Here is a 16,748-nt window from a genome sequence, read left to right as displayed (position 1 = left end):
CTACAGATAGGCGGGGCGCGACGAGGACATTATGCGGGTCTGGGGGATCATCCCCCAGAATTCTCATCCTTATCCTTATCCTTATCCGTATCCTTATCCTTCTTCACGCCTTCACATCCGCCCACTCGGGATGCCGCCTGAACGCGGCTTCGACGTAGCTGCACAGCGGGCCGATCCTGAAGTGGTTCTCCCGCGCATCGGCCACCATGGCCTCGACCAGCCGCGCGGCCACGCCGCGTCCGCCGATCGCGGGCGGCACCAGGGTATGTTCGGCATAACGCACGCCGCCGCGCTCCGCCCAGGTCAGGCGGCCGGTGGCATCGCTGTCCGCGACATGGGCGACGTATTCGCCGGAATTTCCGTTTTCGTGGGCAGTGATCGTCACTCCGACCATAAGGGGGCTCCTGTCTGCTTGACGGCAAGTGCGTCCGCTTTAGGGCATATGGCCATGAAGTTCCTTTCCGACAACGCCGCACGGGTCCACCCGAGGGTCTGGGATGCCATGAAGGCTGCCGACGAGCCCGATTCGCCTTACGATGGCGACGGCCTCAGCAAGGCGCTGGATGCGCGCTTTTCCGCGCTGTTCGGGCGTGACTGCGCGGCGCTCTGGGTAGCGACGGGGACGGCGGCGAACTGCCTGGCGCTTTCGGCCATGGTTGAGCCGCATGGCGCGGTGATCTGCCACCGCGAGGCGCATATCGAGATGGACGAGGGCGGCGCGCCCGGTTTCTACCTTCACGGCGCCAAGCTGCTGCTGGCCGACGGCGAGAGCGCGAAGATCACGCCCGATGCGATTGCCCGCGTGATCGGCCCGATCCGCGACGGCGTGCATCAGGTGCAGCCGCATGCGGTCTCGATCACGCAGGCCAGCGAATATGGCTGCGTCTATCAGCCCGAGGAACTGGCCGCGCTTTCCGCCTTCGTGAAGGGCAAGGGTCTTGGCCTGCATATGGACGGCGCGCGCTTCGGCAATGCCGTGGCGTTCCTGGGCGGTAGCGCGGCGGATGCGGCGCTGGGCGTCGATGCGCTGAGCTTCGGCATGGTCAAGAACGGAGCGATGAGCGCGGAGGCGATCGTCTTCTTCGATCCCGCCATGGCCGACAAGGTCCGTTTCCGCCGCAAGCGGGCGGGGCACTTGCAATCGAAGGGGCGCTATCTTTCCGCGCAGATCCTGGCGATGCTGGAGGACGATCTCTGGCTGGCCAACGCGCGCGCCGCCAATGCCGCCGCCGCCGAAATCGCGGCCTCTGCGGCAGATCGCCTGCTGCACCCGGTCGAGGCCAACGAGATGTTCCTCATCTCCACTCCCGCCGAACGGGCCGCGCTGCGGGCGCAAGGCTTCGAATTCTACGACTGGGGCGACGATGCCGCGCGCCTCGTCACCGCGTGGGATTCGCGGGAGGATCACGTTTCGGCGCTTGCCCGTGCGATTGCGGCGCTGTGAGCGCCTCGGCCGACGATACGCCGGGCTTCCTGACGCCGGCGGTCGCCCTGCCGTTCCTGCTGGTCGCGGTGATCTGGGGATCGACCTGGTTCGTCATCACCGGCCAGATCGGGGACGTACCCGCCAGCTGGTCCGTCGCCTGGCGATTCGTGCTGGCGACCCCGGCGATGTTCCTTGTGGCGGTGGCCATGAAGAAGAGCCTCCGGCTCGGCGCGGCCGGGCAATGGCTGGCGCTGGCGGTAGGCGTGGCGCAGTTCTGCGGGAACTACAATTTCGTCTACCGTGCGGAAATGCACCTGACCTCGGGCATCGTGGCGGTGATGATCGGGCTGCTGCTCGTGCCCAATGCGGTGCTCGCGCGGATCCTGCTGAAGCAGCCGATCACCTGGCGCTTCGCCATCGGCAGCCTGATCGCGATAGCCGGTCTGGCGCTTCTGCTGCTGCATGAGGCGCATGAGGCGCCGCTCGGCGGCAAAGTGCTGCTGGGCACGGTCTTTGCGCTGACCGCGATGATCTGCGCCTCGTTCTCCAACGTCATCCAGGCCAACGAGACCGGCAAGGCCCTGCCGATGGTGAGCCTGCTGTCCTGGGCCATGCTCTACGGCACCCTGGCAGACGTTGCGCTCGCCTGGTTCCTCGACGGACCGCCGGTGATTCCCCGCGATGGGGCCTACTGGCTGGGCACGGCCTATCTGGCGATTTTCGGCTCGGTGGTGACCTTCCCGCTCTATTACACGCTGATCCGCCAGCTCGGCGCGGGCAGGGCGGCCTATAACGGCGTGATGGTGATCATCATCGCTATGCTGATCTCCACCCTGTTCGAGGGCTATCGCTGGTCGGTGCTGGCGCTGGCCGGGGCGGCGCTGGCGACGGTGGGACTGGTCGTGGCGCTGAGAGCGCGCAGTCCTTCGCGGTAGGTCGGGAAGCGCGGCCGCCAGCCGAGTACGCGCTTTGCCTTGCCGTTCGCCACGCGGCGGTTCTCGGCATAGAAACCGCGCGCCATCGGGGAAAGCTGCGCCTCGTCCATCGACTGGAGCGGCGGCAGCGGCAGTCCAAGCAGGCGGCAGGCCTCCTCGACGAGAACGTTCTGTCCGCAGGGCAGGTCGTCCGCCAGGTTATAGGCGCCTGCCGGTCCGTCCAGCCCGGCGATCACGCCTGCGGCGATATCTTCCACATGGACGCGGCTGAAGACCTGGCCCGGCAGGTCGATCCGGTGCGCGCGATGGTCCCGCACGCGGTCCAGCATCGAGCGGCCGGGGCCGTAGATGCCGGGCAGCCGATAGACCCTTGCCCCCAGCGCGAGCCATTCGCCGTCCGCTTCGGCCCGCGCGGCGCGGCGACCGGTGCCGACCGGCGCGCTTTCGTCCACCCAGGCCCCGCCGGTATCGCCGTAGACCCCGGTGGAGGAGAGATAGGAGAGCGCCATACCCTTCAGCACATCGCCGTAGCGCTCCAGCACCGGGTCCAGCGGCTCGCCGCGGCCCTCGTTTCCGGGCGGGACCGAGGACAGGACATGATCGGCATCGGCCAGGGCAAGCCGCACATTGCCTTCGTCCTCGAAGGACAGGGTGCCTTCGCTGCCGGTGGACACCACTTCCCAGCCGCGCGCCATGGCCCGACCGGCAATCACCCGCGCGGTATAGCCCAGCCCGAAGATGAACAGGCGCTTCGGCGGGCAGGCGGGCATGGAGCTTTCCTCTCGATTCGGCTGTGAATTCGTCGCGCCATGTCTGGCATTCGAGGCACAAGGCTCTAGTTTAGCAACATGGACATTGCCAGCACCCCCGCCACGCCCGACGCCAACCCGCAGATCGCCGATGCCGCGCCCGCGCCGCAGGCTCCGCCGGTGATCCGCCGCGAGGACTATCTGCCCCCGGCCTGGCTGGTGCCGCAGATCGCGCTCGATTTCCGGCTGGGTGTCGACGAAACGCAGGTCTCGGCCCGGCTTTCGGTGCGTCGCAACCCGGAAGGCAACGGCACCTCCACCCTGCGCCTCAACGGCGACCAGCTTACGCCGCTGGCCGTGCGCGTCGATGGCGAGGCGGTGAACGACTGGCGCATGGACGGCGCCGACCTGCTCGTCGAACTCATCGGCGATGCCCATGAGGTGGACATCGAAACCGCCGTCAATCCGGCGGCGAACAGCCAGCTCATGGGGCTCTACGCCTCGAACGGCATGCTCTGCACCCAGTGCGAGGCCGAGGGTTTCCGCCGCATCACCTTCTTCCCGGATCGCCCGGACGTGCTCTCGACCTATTCGGTGCGCATGGCGGGGGACAAGGCCCGCTTCCCGATCCTGCTTTCCAACGGCAACTGCACCGCGACGGGAGAGGGCGAGGACGGCACCCACTGGGCGGAATGGCACGATCCCTGGCCCAAGCCGAGCTATCTCTTCGCGCTCGTCGCGGGCGATCTGGTGGCCAACAGTGCCCGTTTCACCACGCGCTCGGGCCGCGAGGTCGATCTCAACATCTGGGTTCGCGCCGGGGACGAGCAGCGCACCCAGCATGCCATGGATTCGCTGATCCACTCGATGAAGTGGGATGAGGAGGCATTCGGGCGCGAATACGACCTCGACCTGTTCAACGTCGTCGCCGTGTCCGATTTCAACATGGGGGCGATGGAGAACAAGGGCCTCAACGTCTTCAACACCCGCTACGTCCTGGCCGAGCCGGAAACCGCCACCGATGCCGATTACGACGGCATCGAGAGCGTGATCGGCCACGAATATTTCCACAACTGGTCGGGCAACCGCGTGACCTGCCGGGACTGGTTCCAGCTCTCGCTCAAGGAGGGCTTCACCGTCCTGCGCGACCAGCTGTTCAGCGCTGACATGGGCAGCGAAGCCGTGAAGCGCATCGAGGATGTCCGCGTGCTGCGCTCGGCCCAGTTCCCTGAGGATTCGGGGCCGCTCGCCCACCCGATCAGGCCGGATTCCTATCAGGAAATCAGCAACTTCTACACGGCGACCGTCTATAACAAGGGCGCCGAGGTGATCCGCATGATGCGTACCATGGCGGGAACCGAAAAATTCCGCGCAGGCACCGACCTCTATTTCGACCGTCACGACGGCGAAGCGGCCACTTGCGAGGACTTCGTCAAGGCGATCGAGGACGGCACCGGCCTGGATCTCACGCAGTTCCGCCTCTGGTACTCGCAGGCCGGCACGCCGCAAGTGGCCGTCGAACTGGCGCACGAAGGCGACCGGGCCACGCTGACGCTCACCCAGATCGTGCCCGCCACGCCGGGGCAGCCGGAAAAGCAGCCGGTGCCGATCCCGCTGCGCCTTGCCCTGTTCGACCGTGACAGCGGAAACCATGCGGGCGAGCAGCTCATCGTGTTCGACCAGGGCAGTCAGAGCTTCACTTTCGACGGTTTCGCCCGCCCGCCGGTGGTCTCGATCAATCGTGGTTTCTCGGCCCCGGTCGCCATCGACATGGAGCGTTCGAACGAGGATCTCGTGTTCCTGGCCGCGCATGACGACGATCCTTTCGCGCGTTACGAAGCGATGCAGAGCCTTGTCGTCCAGCATCTGGTGGCGGCGGTCGGCGGCGGCCTGTCGGATGCCGCCCGCGCCGAGGGGCGCAGGGCGATCGGAGAGGCCTTCGCCGCCGTGCTGGCGGACGAGGCGCTGGACGACCTGATGCGCGGCGAACTCATGGTCCTGCCCGGCGTCGCCTATCTTGCCGAACAAGTGCTGGTGGCCGATCCCGCCGCGATCCACGAGGAACGCGAGGCGCTCAAGACCTGGCTCGGCGGTGAACTGGCCGAAGTTCTCGGCCTGCTGCACGACCGGGTTTCCGCCGTGCCCTATGGCCGCGATGCCGCCGCGCGCGGTGCCCGCAAGACCAAGGCGCAGGCGCTCGTGCTGATCGCCTCGGGCGATGCCGCCGAAGGCGCCCGCCGCGCCATCGCGCAGTACCGCGCGGCGGACAACATGACCGACCGCCAGTCGGCGCTCACCGTGCTCTGCAACCTCGAAGGCCCCGAGCGCGAGGAGGCGCTGGCCGACTTCCACCGCCGCTACGAGGGCAACGCCCTCGTCATCGACAAGTGGTTCGCGCTCCAGGCCGGTTCCTTCCATCCGCACGTGCTGGACCATATCGAGGCGCTTTCCCGCCACCCGGATTTCACGCTGAACAACCCCAACCGCGCCCGTGCGCTCTACATGACCGCAGCGGTCAACCCCAAGGCGTTCCACGACGCGAGCGGCGCGGGATACCGGATGATCGGCGAACTGATCCGCAAGCTGGACCCGATCAACCCGCAGACCACCGCGCGTTTCGTGCCGCAGCTGGGCCGTTGGCGCCGGATCGAACCCACCCGCGCGGCGATGATGCGCGCCGAACTGGAAAAGATCGCCGCCGAACCCAACCTCTCGCGCGACGTGCGGGAGCAGGTGAGCAAGAGTCTTGGCTGATTCTGGGGCTGATTCCCTGGCCGAAGCCGTCGAGGTCAACCGCGCCCGCCTGCTGGAGGGGTTGCCGCACGGCTTCCTCGGCCGGCGGGGCGGTGTCAGCACCGGCGAGGTGGCGGGCCTGAATGTCGGCCTCGGCTCCGGCGACGAACCGGCCGCCGTGGCGGAAAACCGCTGCCGGGCCGCCGCTGCCGTCCTGCCGGGCGCGCCGCTTGTCTCGGTCTACCAGGTTCACTCGCCCGACTGCGTGGTGCTTGGCGCGGATATGTGGCGCGATGCCGATCGCCCCCATGCCGATGCCCTCGTCACCGACCGGCCCGGCGTGCTGATCGGCGTCGTCACGGCCGACTGCGCGCCGGTGCTGCTGGCAGACCGTGAAGCGGGCATCGTCGGCGCGGCCCATGCCGGGTGGAAGGGCGCCGTCGGCGGCGTGACCGACAGCACCATCGCGCAGATGATATCGCTGGGTGCGCAGCGCGCGCGCATCGTCGCGGCGGTAGGGCCGTGCATCGCGCGGCATTCCTACGAAGTGGACGAGGCTTTCCGCGACCGGTTCCTTGCAGAGAACGGCGTAAACGCGCGGTTCTTCGTGGAAGGCCGCGAAAGGCACTGGCAGTTCGATCTGGAGCTCTACGTCGCAGCGCGGCTGGAAGCGGCGGGGATCGCGGGCGTGGAGCGCCTGGGCCTCGATACCTATTCAGCGCCGGAGCGGTTCTACTCCTATCGCCGTGCTACGCACCGCGCGGAGCCTGCCTATGGGCGCCAGATATCCCTGATCGCGGTGGGCTGAAAAAGGGGCTGAAAAAGACCCGCCCGTCACCTGCGCCGACAGGTTATACCTTGAATTCCTTGATGACCATCCTGTCCTGCCCGACCAAAAACACGGTTGGCAGGGCAGGTTTCCCTGTATATCAGAGCCTCAAAGTCGGTATTCGTTTCGGGTCGCTCCCGAGGCTTCTAACCGTCAACGGGGGGCCGTTACGGGGATACCAGGCAAAAAATAGAATTGGTCAGGAATCTGGGCTTGCTACCGGAATCCCGGGAGTAGGTTGTCAATAACAAGGCAAGGGCAATCATGGCAGAAGCAGATGGCGTGCGGCGGCGCGATTTCATCAATATCGCCGCGGTAAGCGCGGCGGGCGTCGCCGGCGTGGGCATCGTCGTCCCGCTGGTCAGCCAGATGTCCGCGTCCGCGGACGTTCTCGCGGCGTCTTCCACCGAAGTCGATATTTCCTCGATCCAGCCCGGACAGGCCATCAAGGCGATCTTCCGCAAACAGCCCGTCTTCGTGCGCAACCTCACCCCGCATGAGATCGCCGAAGCCAACAAGGTGGACGTTGCCTCGCTCCGCGACCCGCAGACGCTTGAGGAACGCACCAAGGAAGGCAAGGAAAACTGGCTCATCACCATGGGTGTCTGCACCCACCTCGGCTGCGTCCCGCTCGGCGCCGGAGAGGGTGAGCCCAAGGGCGAGTTCGGCGGCTATTTCTGCCCCTGCCACGGATCTTCCTACGATACGGCGGCCCGCATCCGCAAAGGACCGGCGCCCAAGAACCTGGAAGTCCCGGAATATGCCTTCACCACCGACACGGTCGTAAAGATCGGTTGAGGCCGAGAGAGAGGATCAAGAACATGAGCTTTCCCTGGGCCAAGGAATACAAGCCGAGCCACCCCTTCATGCAGTGGATGGACGACAGGCTGCCCCTGCCGCGCCTCGTCTACAACTCGGTCGGCGGCGGCTATCCGGTTCCGCGCAACCTGAACTATTTCTGGAACTTCGGTTTCCTCGCCGCGCTCTGCCTCGTCCTGCAGATCGTCACCGGCATCGTCATGGCCATGCACTATGCGGCCAATACGCAAGTCGCCTTCGACACCGTCGAACAGACCGTGCGTGACGTGAACTGGGGCTGGATGATGCGCTATGCGCACGCCAACGGCGCCTCCGCCTTCTTCGTCGTCATCTACGTCCATATCTTCCGCGGTTTCTTCTACGGTTCGTACAAGGCCCCGCGCGAAATGGTGTGGCTGCTCGGCGTGGTGATCTTCCTGCTGATGATGGCCACGGCCTTCATGGGCTACGTCCTGCCCTGGGGCCAGATGAGCTTCTGGGGGGCCAAGGTCATCACCGGCCTGTTCGGCGCCATTCCCTTCGTGGGCGAGCCGCTCCAGCAGTGGCTGCTCGGCGGCTTCGCGCCGGATAATGCCGCGCTCAACCGCTTCTTCTCGCTGCACTACCTGCTGCCCTTCGTGATCGTGGGCGTGGTGATCCTGCACATCTGGGCGCTGCATATCCCGGGTTCGTCGAACCCCACCGGCGTCGAAGTGAAGAGCGAGAGCGACACGGTGCCGTTCTACCCCTACTACGTCGCCAAGGACGGCTGGGCGATCGGCGTCTTCGCGATCCTGTTCTGCACTGCGCTGTTCTTCTTCCCGAACGCGCTCGGCCACCCGGACAACTACATTCCGGCCAACCCGATGAGCACGCCCGCGCACATCGTGCCCGAATGGTACTTCTGGCCGTTCTACGCGATCCTGCGGGCCTTCACCCAGGACTTCTTCATCATCCCGGCCAAGCTGATGGGCGTGCTGGCGATGTTCGGGGCGATCCTCGTGTGGTTCTTCCTCCCCTGGCTAGACCGTTCGCCGGTCCGCTCGGGTTCCTATCGGCCGCTCTACCGCAAGTTCTTCTTCTTCGGCCTGATCCCGGCCATGGCGGTGCTGTTCTACTGCGGCGGCGCCCCGGCGGAAGAGCCTTACGTGATGCTCAGCCAGATCGCGGCGCTATATTACTTCGCGCACTTCCTGATCGTGATCCCGATCGTCTCGGCCATCGAGAAGCCCGACCCGCTGCCCTTCTCCATCACCGAGTCCGTCCTCGGCGAGGATGAGGCGGCCAAGCTCGCCCCCGCGCCTTCGGCGACGGTCGCCTGACAACAGCTGGAACGAAAGACGAAAGACATGGCACGCATTCTCTCGATCCTCGTCGGGCTGTTCTTCACGGTGGCGCTGGCCTGGTCCTTCGGCAAGGGGGCCTACCAGCAGATCACCGAGCCGCCCGCCGCAACCGCCGAGCATGAATTCCACCTCCACCCCAAGGAAGTGAGCTTCGCCAGCGACGGCGCCTTCGGCCGGTTCGACCGCCAGCAGCTCCAGCGCGGCTTCCAGGTCTACAAGGAAGTCTGCGCCGCCTGCCACGCCCTGCGCCACGTCGCCTTCCGCGACCTTGCGGCGCTCGGCTACAACGACGCCGAAGTGAAGGCGATCGCCAAGGGCTTCCAGGTTCCGGTCTACAACAACGCCACGGGCGAAGTGGAAACCCGCGAAGGCATGGCGACCGACTACTTCCCGCCGGTGCTCTATGCAGGGCAGGGCACGCCGCCCGATCTCTCGCTGATCACGAAGGCGCGTCATGACGGCCCGGCCTACGTCTACTCGCTGCTGACCGGCTATCAGAACCAGCCCGCCGAGCTTCTGAAGAAGTTCCCGGATGCGAAGACGCCGGACGGCCTGCACTACAACCCGTACTTCGCCAACCTCAACCTCGCGATGCCGCCGCCGCTCACCGGCGAAGGCCAGGTGACCTACAGCGACGGTACCAAGGGCACTGTCGACCAGATGGCCAAGGACGTTTCGGCCTTCCTGATCTGGACCGCAGAACCCAAGCTGGAAAAGCGCAAGCAGACCGGCTGGCCGGTGCTGGGCTTCCTGCTCTTCGCGACGGTGCTGGGCTACATGTCCTACCGGAATATCTGGGCTGGCAAGAAGCACTGAGCCGTCCTTCCCGGACCTGAACGAAGGGCCTGCGCCATCACGGGATGGCGCAGGCCCTTTCGTTTGGCGGACCGACCCCCTAAGGACTTCGGCCATGACCCTCGACGAGATCAAGGCGCTGGTGCGCACCGTGCCGGACTTCCCCAAGCCCGGTATCCTGTTCCGCGACGTGACGACATTGGTCGGCAACGGTCCCGGCTTCGCAGCCGCTGTCGAGCGCATGGCGGAAATCGTGAAGGCCTCGGGCGCCGACGTGATCGCCGGTGTCGAGGCACGCGGCTTCATCTTCGGCGCGGCGATTGCGGCACGGCTGGGTCTGGGCTTCGTATCGATCCGCAAGCCCGGCAAGCTCCCCGTCCCGGTGATCGCCATCGACTATGCCCTGGAATATGGCACGGACACGCTGGAAGTTGATCCCGAGGCCGTGGGAGAAGGGCACCACGTCATCCTGATCGACGACCTCCTGGCAACCGGCGGCACCGCCCTAGCCGCCGTCGAACTGCTCCGCAGCGCCGGCGCGAAAGTCGAACACGCCCTCTTCGCCATCGACCTGCCGGACTTAGGCGGCGCGGAACGCCTGCGCACGGCCGGGATCACGCCTCACGCCCTGCTGGACTATCCGGGGCACTGAGATCGAGGGCTGGACACTATCCACCCGTTATCGCCAACAGACCGCAAGGAAGTCGTTGACGAATCCGGTCCTGTCGTGGCAAGCGGCTGCCACGACGCGGCTGGACGAAAGTCCCCTGATCGGGACAGCCCTGCAATGGGCGGGTATAGCTTAGTGGTAAAGCTCCAGCCTTCCAAGCTGGCTATGCGGGTTCGATTCCCGCTACCCGCTCCAGTGCGCGTCTCACAAGGTCCCAAAAGTGGCCGTGAATGGCTGTTTTCTGGGACTTATGGCTGATATACTATCCGGGCAGTTCCGGGTATGTCTCACCGCGTCTCAGTCAAATTTGGCGCCATATATGGACCTGCAGTTCTCAAGAGCTGAATGAGGTCCTTACCGAATGCCAGGCGAATCACCCAAGTCGGGGCTTTCTGCGACAGCTGTCGATCGCGCCCGCCCCAGGGATAAGGCTTACAAGCTATCCGACCGTGATGGGCTGTATCTTTTAGTTAAGCCGTCAGGTGCCCGCTATTGGCGGATGAATTTCAAACTGCACCAACTTCAGAGAACGGCGTCGTTCGGTCGCTACCCTGAGGTCACCCTTGCAGAAGCCCGTCAGCGATTGCTCGAGGCACGCCGCCTCCTTGAACAAGGCATAGATCCTGTACATCAGGCGAAGCTGGATAAAGTTGCCGCGTCCATCGCAGCGAACAACACGTTTCGGTCGGTAGCACTGGAATGGTTGGAAAAGATGCGGCTGGAAGAAAAATCTGCAAAATCGTTGAAAAAATATGAGTGGCAATTGGGATTGGTTATGCCGGACATCGGAAATCGCCCAATTTCGCAGATTAAAGCGCATGAAATACTGTTATCTCTGAAGAAAATTGAAAATAGTAGGAAATTCTACACAGCTATGAGTGTCCGTGCTCTGTGTGGACAAGTGTTCCGGTTCGCTATCTCTACGGCGAGAGCAGAACGCGATGTCTGCGTAGACCTACGCGGTGCGCTGGTGACCCCCAAGATTGTACACAGGCCTGCCATTACTATGCCGAAACAGGTCGGCGCGCTCATGCGGGCGATCTACGAATATGATGGCGGCCGTCAAACTGCGATCGCCCTGCGCGTGCTCGCTCACACTTTTGTCCGGCCAGGCGAACTGCGGCATGCAGAATGGAAGGAATTCGATCTCGAGCGTGAAGTCTGGATCATCCCGCCAGAAAAGATGAAGATGCGGCGGCCGCACTCAATACCGCTCTCTCAACAAGTCCTCGGCTTAATTCGAGAGATCGATCACGATGAAAATTTCAGCAAATATTTGTTTCCTTCGATTCGATCCACTAGCCGCCCCTTGTCCGACAACACAATTAATGCCGCGTTGCGCCGATTGGGTTACAAGAAAGACGAAATGACGGCTCACGGCTTCCGCGCTACGGCAGCCACACTGCTCAATGAGATGGGCATTTGGAACCCTGACGCAGTTGAACGGCAATTGGCGCATGCAGAACCCAATTCCGTGCGTCGGGCCTATACACGAGGACAACATTGGGAAGAACGTGTCCGAATGATGCAGCATTGGTCGGACTACCTTGATCACTTACGCTGCGGTGCCGAAATTATTCGTCCGAAATTCGGAGAAAAAGGGCCGAAATTGACGCTCGTTTAGGGCGGCGGGCGGTGTGGCCTATATCTACCGATTAAGGCGCAGCTTCTGTGGACCGCATGTTCCGGCTCCTAGCAAATACGGCAACAAGGCAAGTCGATACTGCCGGCCCAATCCAATCGATCCATTGGTCGAGTTTCGGCCAGACGCGCAGGTCGAAAGGGCCCCACCAGGGCATGTTCGCCCTCAGGCCGTGGCCGTAGAGTTCGATCCAGCGGTATTCCGACTGCGCGACTTCGCGGCCGAGGAAGTAGGCGGAGGCCAGGGCGGCGCCTGCCCACCAGTTGCGGGTTAGGCGGCCGATGACGATCTGGATGATCAAGGCTGCGATCGTGTGCTCGAAGTATGTCATCCTGGCTCCGGGATAGCGTCTTGCCTTTGGTTACACTTACGGGAAGTGAAGTATCAATCGTTGGGTTTTCGCTTTCGGGACCGATTTTCCTGAGAATTTCGGTGCGAAGCAGGCGCCTTCGCTTTACGATAGAAGATAAATCTGTAACCATCTGGTCATGATGATCGCAAGTGATGACAGCGGGGAAACTGTGCCGGGCCAATGCGCGCCACTGCGCATTGGCGACAGGGCGCCGCGATTCGTGGCGCGCAGCACGCAGGGGGCGATCGATCTCGACGACTATCGCGGGTCCTGGCTGATCCTGTTTTCCCATCCCGCCGATTTCACGCCGGTCTGCACCAGTGAAGTGGTCGCGCTGGCGCGGGCGGCGCCGCAATTTGCGGAGTTGGGATGCAGGCTGCTCGGGCTCTCGGTGGACAGTCTCTATTCGCATCTCGCGTGGATCAGGCTGATTCGCGACACGGCCGGCGTCACCATCGACTTTCCGATCATCGAGGATCCCACCATGGAGGTCGCCCGGGCCTATGGCATGGTCGGCGCCGATGCGCGGGACAGCGGCACTGTGCGGATGACCTGTTTCATCGATCCCGACGGAGTGCTTCAGGCGAGCAACGGCTATCCGTTGACCGTCGGGCGATCGATCCCGGAAATGCTTCGCGTCCTGACCGCGCTTCAGGCGGTGCGGGATGGCGCGGGGTTGGCCCCGGCCGACTGGCAACCGGGGGCGCCGCTGCTGGGGCTGCCGGGGGAGACGGCCGAGGCCGCGCTGGCGTCCGAGGATCCGGCGGGTTGGTTCCACGCCTCTCTGGGTAAGCAGGGCTGACGCGATGGACGGGGATATTGCTTTCGAGCTTGAGCAGACGGCCGAAGTGCTGCGCGCCCTGGCCCATCCGATACGCCTGCAGATCCTGCACGCCATTCGCGGCGGGCAGCTTTCGGTCGGTGAGATCGAGGAGGTTACCGGCATAGGCCAGCCCGGACTGTCGCAGCAGCTTTCGATCTTGCGCAAGGCGGAGCTGGTCCTGTCGGAGCGCAGCGGCAAGCAGGTGTTCTACCGGACCGACAGGGCGCGTTTGGCCGAGACTTGTGCGGCGCTCGCCGCGCTCGGCGGACCCTCCGCGGAAGCCCCGCATCCCACTCGGGAGGCCGCGGATTCCGCCCCTTCGGGCAGCACTGCGCCGCAAGGCGGGGCGGCCCGCTTCGCGCGGGTGTTTCGCTGATCCGATCAGGCCAGTTCGGCGATCTGGAGCCTCTTTTCGCATAGCGCGAGAGGCGCCGGGCGATGCGAGACGAGGATCAGGCCGGTGCCGGTCCGGTCCAGCCAGTGCCGCAGGCTGTCCACCAGCCGTGTTTCGGTGTCGCGGTCCAGCCCTTCGCTGGGCTCGTCCAGCACGAGCCAGGGGCGGCCGCCCAGCAGGGCGCGGGCGAGCGAGAGGCGTTTGCGCTCGCCGCCCGAGAGAATGCCGCCGCCCTCGCTGACGGGCGTGTCGAGGCCGGTCTCGTCGCGGGCGATGCGGCGGTCGAGCTGGGCGATCTTCAGCGCTTCCCACATTTCCGCCTCGCTGACGCCGGGGCGGGCCAGGCGCAGATTGTCGGCCACGGTGCCGATCAGCATCGGTGCGTCCTGCGGGGAGAGGGCGAACTGGCCGTTCAGCACTGCGGCGGGCAAGGTGGCGAGCGGCTCGCCGCGCAGGCGCAGATCCGCGACCGGTTCCTGCATGCCTGCCAGGGCCAGCAGCAGGCGGGTCTTGCCCGAGCCGGAAGGGCCGACGATGGCGATTCGCGCGCCGGGTTCCAAGCGGTTGCGGCCCAGGGTGAGCGTGCCGGGCGCTGCCGCAACCGGCTGGTGCAGCGCCGGGTCGAGCGCATTGAGCGCGGCGATCCGCCGCAGGCCGGCTTCCAGCGAGGCGCGGCGCAGGAGGCTGCGGGAAAGCCCGCCCGTGCCTTCAACGGCGGAAGCGGTAGCCAGCATGGCCAGCGCCACCATCGGCGCCGATTCGCGGGCCAGCAGCAGGACCCCGGCGACCGCGAGTGCGCCGTAGATCGATAGCAGGGCGCCCTGAAGCGCTTCGGCCCGGAACAGGCGCTGGCGGGCCTCGTCGAGGCGGCGGGCGATCGGTTCCAGTTCGGCATGGGCCTGATCGGCGAGGCCGTAGGCGGCGATTTCGGCGCGCGATCCGGCCAGTTCGACATAGCGGGTGCGCAAGTCGCCCAGTGCTGCGGCGGCTTCCTCCGCTGGTGCATGGGTCAATGCTGCCGAGATGCGGCTGAACAGGAAGGGCAGGGCGGCCATCATCGCTGCCAGGAACAGCAGTGCCCGCCATCCGCCGAATGCGACGAGCGCAAGGCTGACGAGCGCCGATACCACGGCGGCGTGGCGCGCCGGTTGGCGGATGACCAGATCTTCCAGGGCTTCCACGTCGTCGATCAGGCGGGTGCTGGCCTCGCCCGGCGACGTGTCCGGGGCATGGCGGCTGTCCTGCGCGGCCAGTTTGTCGAACAGCGAGCCGCGTAGCTCCGCCATGCCTTCCAGCGCCACTTTGTGCGACAGCAGCCGCTCGCCATAGCGCGCGAGCGTGCGGGCGATCGCGAGCAGCCGGATCGCGGCGCTGGGGATCAGGTAGTTGAAGGCCATGGCGGTGGCGACGCCGGCCGATCCGGCGACCGCCGCGGCGGTCAGGAACCAGCCCGAGACGGCGAGCAGGCCGATCGCGGCCAGGGCGGCAAGGCCCGCGCAGAGGCTGGCAAAAAAGAGGTGGCGGCGGGCGAGCCCGGCTGTTTCCAGAACGGCGGGGCGGGCGATGTCGGGAGGGGTCATTGTTTCAGGAGAGGCATTCACAGGGCAATCTCCCGGCGCGCGGCGGCGATCAGGGCGGCATCGTGGGTGGCGACGAGGATGCAGCGCTCGGCGGAAAGCGTCACCAGCAGGGCGATGATCGCGGCTGCGGAGGCTTCGTCGAGGTCGGCGGTGGGTTCGTCACAAAGGATCAGCGGGCGGCCCGAGAGGATCGCGCGGGCGAGGCCGATGCGGCGGCGCTCACCGCCGGAAAGGCCGGAACCGGCATGGTCCACTGCCATGGCCAGGCCGCCACGCCGGTCCAGCACGTCGCCGAGGCCCACTTGCCGGGCCACCGCCAGCACTTCGGCGTCGCAGGTGCCGGGCGCGGCCAGCGCGAGGTTATGGCCGAGCGTTCCGGTCATCAGCAGCGGCCGCTGCGCCGCCCAGGCTACCGAACCCGGCGGCAGGGCTGTGCCCGAAAGCGTGGCGATATGGCCGGAGGCGGGCACGAGCTGTCCGGCAATGGCGGCAAGGGTGCTGGTCTTGCCGCTGCCGGTCGGGCCGGAGAGGGCGGCAAGGTCGCTTGCTGCCAGTTCGAAACTGAGAGGCCCCACGGAAATGCCGGGAAAGGCCAGCCTCAGGTGTTCCACGTGAAGCCCGTCGAAAGTCGTGGCGGGTCCATGTGGGGCTGCCTTCGGCGCGGCAGGCTGGTCGTCGAAGGGCGCGAGCGCCTTGGCGGCGGCTTCGCCCAGTTGCTTCTCGTGATAGGCGGCAGCGAGGCGGCGCATCGGCAGGTAGAATTCCGGGGCCATGGCCAGCACGAAGAAGGCGGGGACGAGCGTGAGCTTTTCCGGCGCCGGGAAGGGCAGCAGGCCGAGCAGGGAAAAGCCGCAGTAGACCGCGACCAGCGCGATCGAGAGGGCGGAGAAGAATTCCAGCACGGCATTGGACAGGAAGGCGGTGCGCAGGACCGTGACGGTGCGCCGGGCGACTTCGCCGGTGGCCGAGCGCACTTGCCTGCCGATCCGTGCCTCTGCGCCGAAATGGCGGATCAGCGGCAGGTGCGTGACCCGGTCCACGAACAGCCCGGACAGGGCGCCCAGCGCGTCCAGCTGGCGCTCGGCCGCGCGGCGGGATGCCGTGCCCGCCAGGATCATGCCGAGCGTGAAAGGCACCAGTGTCGCCAGCATGATCGCCGCCGCCACCCAGCTTGCCGGGGCGACGATCAGGGCGACCACAAGGGGGCCGACTATGGCGTTGATCCTTATAGGGGAAAACCGCTGGTCACGATTCTCGATCGCCATGCTATGGTCGAGGGCAAGGTTTGCGCTTTCGCCTGAGGAGATCGGTCTCGCCAGTCGTCCGCCCAGCAGCTTCTGCCAGAGCCCGGCCCGTCGTGTGCGGCTGGCGGCCTGCGCTGCCCCCACCGCCAGCCGGTCGACCGTGCAGGTGGCGAACGCGCGTAGCAGCGCGCCGCAGATTATCCATGCAGCAGGCGGCAGCAGCGTGACGACCCCCGATGCTCCATGTTCTGTCGCAATCGCGCCAACGCCGCTTGCTACACCCCACGCAAAGAGCGCGGCACCAGCCACATCGACAAGCCAGGCAGCGGGGATCAGTACCCGTGCAAATTTGACATAGATCAAATTAAATAAACCATGTAAGTAAAGTTTGACAGCTTTCCGAAGCAAGCCTAACGCGACCCTACGAAACCA

Annotated in this window: 16 protein-coding genes and 1 tRNA gene; 12 read left to right on the top strand and 5 right to left on the bottom strand. The window is 65.5% G+C overall.

Going from position 1 to position 16,748, the window contains the following annotated elements; translation table 11 throughout:
• Positions 1-103: 103 nt before the first annotated feature.
• Positions 104-394 (bottom strand): GNAT family N-acetyltransferase, encoded by a 291-nt coding sequence (locus tag NTCA1_RS20065; protein ID WP_086493322.1) that lies wholly within the window; start codon positions 392-394, stop codon positions 104-106.
• A gap of 54 nt (positions 395-448) precedes the next feature.
• On the opposite strand from NTCA1_RS20065, the gene NTCA1_RS20060 reads away from it, so the two are divergent.
• Together NTCA1_RS20060 and NTCA1_RS20055 are read left to right on the top strand one after the other, a co-directional pair.
• Positions 449-1,444: a low specificity L-threonine aldolase gene (locus tag NTCA1_RS20060; RefSeq protein WP_133084975.1), complete on the top strand. Its 996-nt coding sequence runs from the start codon at positions 449-451 to the stop codon at positions 1,442-1,444.
• Positions 1,441-2,361: a DMT family transporter gene (locus NTCA1_RS20055; RefSeq protein ID WP_133084974.1), complete on the top strand. Its 921-nt coding sequence runs from the start codon at positions 1,441-1,443 to the stop codon at positions 2,359-2,361. Before NTCA1_RS20060 ends, NTCA1_RS20055 begins: the two co-directional genes overlap by 4 nt.
• Here the strand turns inward: NTCA1_RS20055 and NTCA1_RS20050 are convergent.
• Positions 2,271-3,131: an SDR family NAD(P)-dependent oxidoreductase gene (locus NTCA1_RS20050; RefSeq protein ID WP_133084973.1), complete on the bottom strand. Its 861-nt coding sequence runs from the start codon at positions 3,129-3,131 to the stop codon at positions 2,271-2,273. The genes NTCA1_RS20055 and NTCA1_RS20050 overlap by 91 nt on opposite strands.
• A 78-nt stretch (positions 3,132-3,209) precedes the next feature.
• Here NTCA1_RS20050 and pepN point away from each other — a divergent pair, with 78 nt between their 5' ends.
• The 8 genes from pepN (at position 3,210) to NTCA1_RS20010 (ending at position 11,905) form a co-directional block, all read left to right on the top strand.
• Complete coding sequence (gene pepN / locus NTCA1_RS20045; protein ID WP_133084972.1) at positions 3,210-5,864, top strand: aminopeptidase N; 2,655 nt, start codon at positions 3,210-3,212, stop codon at positions 5,862-5,864.
• Between the two features lie 16 nt (positions 5,865-5,880).
• The gene (gene pgeF, locus NTCA1_RS20040; protein WP_133084994.1) at positions 5,881-6,651 is read left to right on the top strand and encodes a peptidoglycan editing factor PgeF; all 771 of its coding nucleotides are present in this window, start codon (positions 5,881-5,883) and stop codon (positions 6,649-6,651) included.
• A gap of 285 nt (positions 6,652-6,936) precedes the next feature.
• Positions 6,937-7,470: a ubiquinol-cytochrome c reductase iron-sulfur subunit gene (petA, locus tag NTCA1_RS20035; RefSeq protein ID WP_086493326.1), complete on the top strand. Its 534-nt coding sequence runs from the start codon at positions 6,937-6,939 to the stop codon at positions 7,468-7,470.
• A gap of 23 nt (positions 7,471-7,493) precedes the next feature.
• Positions 7,494-8,792, top strand: a complete 1,299-nt coding sequence (locus NTCA1_RS20030) for a cytochrome b N-terminal domain-containing protein (protein ID WP_086493327.1) — start codon at positions 7,494-7,496, stop codon at positions 8,790-8,792.
• Between the two features lie 27 nt (positions 8,793-8,819).
• Positions 8,820-9,632: a cytochrome c1 gene (locus NTCA1_RS20025; RefSeq protein ID WP_086493328.1), complete on the top strand. Its 813-nt coding sequence runs from the start codon at positions 8,820-8,822 to the stop codon at positions 9,630-9,632.
• A gap of 94 nt (positions 9,633-9,726) precedes the next feature.
• Positions 9,727-10,263, top strand: coding sequence for an adenine phosphoribosyltransferase (locus NTCA1_RS20020; RefSeq protein ID WP_133084971.1), 537 nt, complete (start codon positions 9,727-9,729; stop codon positions 10,261-10,263).
• A gap of 139 nt (positions 10,264-10,402) precedes the next feature.
• Positions 10,403-10,476 (top strand) — tRNA-Gly (locus NTCA1_RS20015).
• A gap of 166 nt (positions 10,477-10,642) precedes the next feature.
• Positions 10,643-11,905, top strand: coding sequence for a tyrosine-type recombinase/integrase (locus NTCA1_RS20010; RefSeq protein ID WP_159831610.1), 1,263 nt, complete (start codon positions 10,643-10,645; stop codon positions 11,903-11,905).
• A gap of 31 nt (positions 11,906-11,936) precedes the next feature.
• On the opposite strand, the gene NTCA1_RS20005 is transcribed toward NTCA1_RS20010, so the two are convergent.
• The gene (locus NTCA1_RS20005) at positions 11,937-12,254 is read right to left on the bottom strand and encodes a hypothetical protein (protein ID WP_159831609.1); all 318 of its coding nucleotides are present in this window, start codon (positions 12,252-12,254) and stop codon (positions 11,937-11,939) included.
• Between the two features lie 160 nt (positions 12,255-12,414).
• Here NTCA1_RS20005 and NTCA1_RS20000 point away from each other — a divergent pair, with 160 nt between their 5' ends.
• Positions 12,415-13,077, top strand: coding sequence for a redoxin domain-containing protein (locus NTCA1_RS20000; RefSeq protein WP_159831633.1), 663 nt, complete (start codon positions 12,415-12,417; stop codon positions 13,075-13,077).
• A 4-nt stretch (positions 13,078-13,081) separates the two neighbouring features.
• Complete coding sequence (locus NTCA1_RS19995) at positions 13,082-13,474, top strand: helix-turn-helix transcriptional regulator (RefSeq protein ID WP_159831608.1); 393 nt, start codon at positions 13,082-13,084, stop codon at positions 13,472-13,474.
• A gap of 5 nt (positions 13,475-13,479) precedes the next feature.
• Here the strand turns inward: NTCA1_RS19995 and NTCA1_RS19990 are convergent, their stop codons facing one another.
• Together NTCA1_RS19990 and NTCA1_RS19985 are read right to left on the bottom strand one after the other, a co-directional pair.
• A complete protein-coding gene (locus NTCA1_RS19990) occupies positions 13,480-15,072 on the bottom strand; it encodes an amino acid ABC transporter ATP-binding/permease protein (protein ID WP_159831607.1) in 1,593 nt (530 codons plus the stop codon).
• Between the two features lie 17 nt (positions 15,073-15,089).
• Positions 15,090-16,679, bottom strand: a complete 1,590-nt coding sequence (locus NTCA1_RS19985; RefSeq protein ID WP_236549483.1) for an ABC transporter ATP-binding protein/permease — start codon at positions 16,677-16,679, stop codon at positions 15,090-15,092.
• Positions 16,680-16,748 lie beyond the last annotated feature (69 nt).

Source organism: Novosphingobium sp. TCA1, assembly GCF_009811895.1.
Taxonomy (GTDB): Bacteria; Pseudomonadota; Alphaproteobacteria; order Sphingomonadales; family Sphingomonadaceae; genus Novosphingobium; species Novosphingobium panipatense_A.
This window is presented reverse-complemented; position numbering and strand designations above follow the sequence as displayed.

What these genes read in the sequence shown, in the direction of transcription:
- pepN (WP_133084972.1), top strand. Translation starts at nt 3,210, where the DNA reads ATGGACATTGCCAGCACCCCCGCCACGCCCGACGCCAACCCGCAGATC.
- NTCA1_RS20005 (WP_159831609.1), bottom strand. Translation starts at nt 12,254, where the DNA reads ATGACATACTTCGAGCACACGATCGCAGCCTTGATCATCCAGATCGTC.
- NTCA1_RS20000 (WP_159831633.1), top strand. Translation starts at nt 12,415, where the DNA reads ATGATCGCAAGTGATGACAGCGGGGAAACTGTGCCGGGCCAATGCGCG.
- NTCA1_RS20050 (WP_133084973.1), bottom strand. Translation starts at nt 3,131, where the DNA reads ATGCCCGCCTGCCCGCCGAAGCGCCTGTTCATCTTCGGGCTGGGCTAT.
- NTCA1_RS20025 (WP_086493328.1), top strand. Translation starts at nt 8,820, where the DNA reads ATGGCACGCATTCTCTCGATCCTCGTCGGGCTGTTCTTCACGGTGGCG.
- NTCA1_RS20065 (WP_086493322.1), bottom strand. Translation starts at nt 394, where the DNA reads ATGGTCGGAGTGACGATCACTGCCCACGAAAACGGAAATTCCGGCGAA.
- NTCA1_RS20010 (WP_159831610.1), top strand. Translation starts at nt 10,643, where the DNA reads ATGCCAGGCGAATCACCCAAGTCGGGGCTTTCTGCGACAGCTGTCGAT.
- NTCA1_RS20030 (WP_086493327.1), top strand. Translation starts at nt 7,494, where the DNA reads ATGAGCTTTCCCTGGGCCAAGGAATACAAGCCGAGCCACCCCTTCATG.
- NTCA1_RS20060 (WP_133084975.1), top strand. Translation starts at nt 449, where the DNA reads ATGAAGTTCCTTTCCGACAACGCCGCACGGGTCCACCCGAGGGTCTGG.
- NTCA1_RS19995 (WP_159831608.1), top strand. Translation starts at nt 13,082, where the DNA reads ATGGACGGGGATATTGCTTTCGAGCTTGAGCAGACGGCCGAAGTGCTG.
- NTCA1_RS19990 (WP_159831607.1), bottom strand. Translation starts at nt 15,072, where the DNA reads ATGACCCCTCCCGACATCGCCCGCCCCGCCGTTCTGGAAACAGCCGGG.
- petA (WP_086493326.1), top strand. Translation starts at nt 6,937, where the DNA reads ATGGCAGAAGCAGATGGCGTGCGGCGGCGCGATTTCATCAATATCGCC.
- NTCA1_RS20020 (WP_133084971.1), top strand. Translation starts at nt 9,727, where the DNA reads ATGACCCTCGACGAGATCAAGGCGCTGGTGCGCACCGTGCCGGACTTC.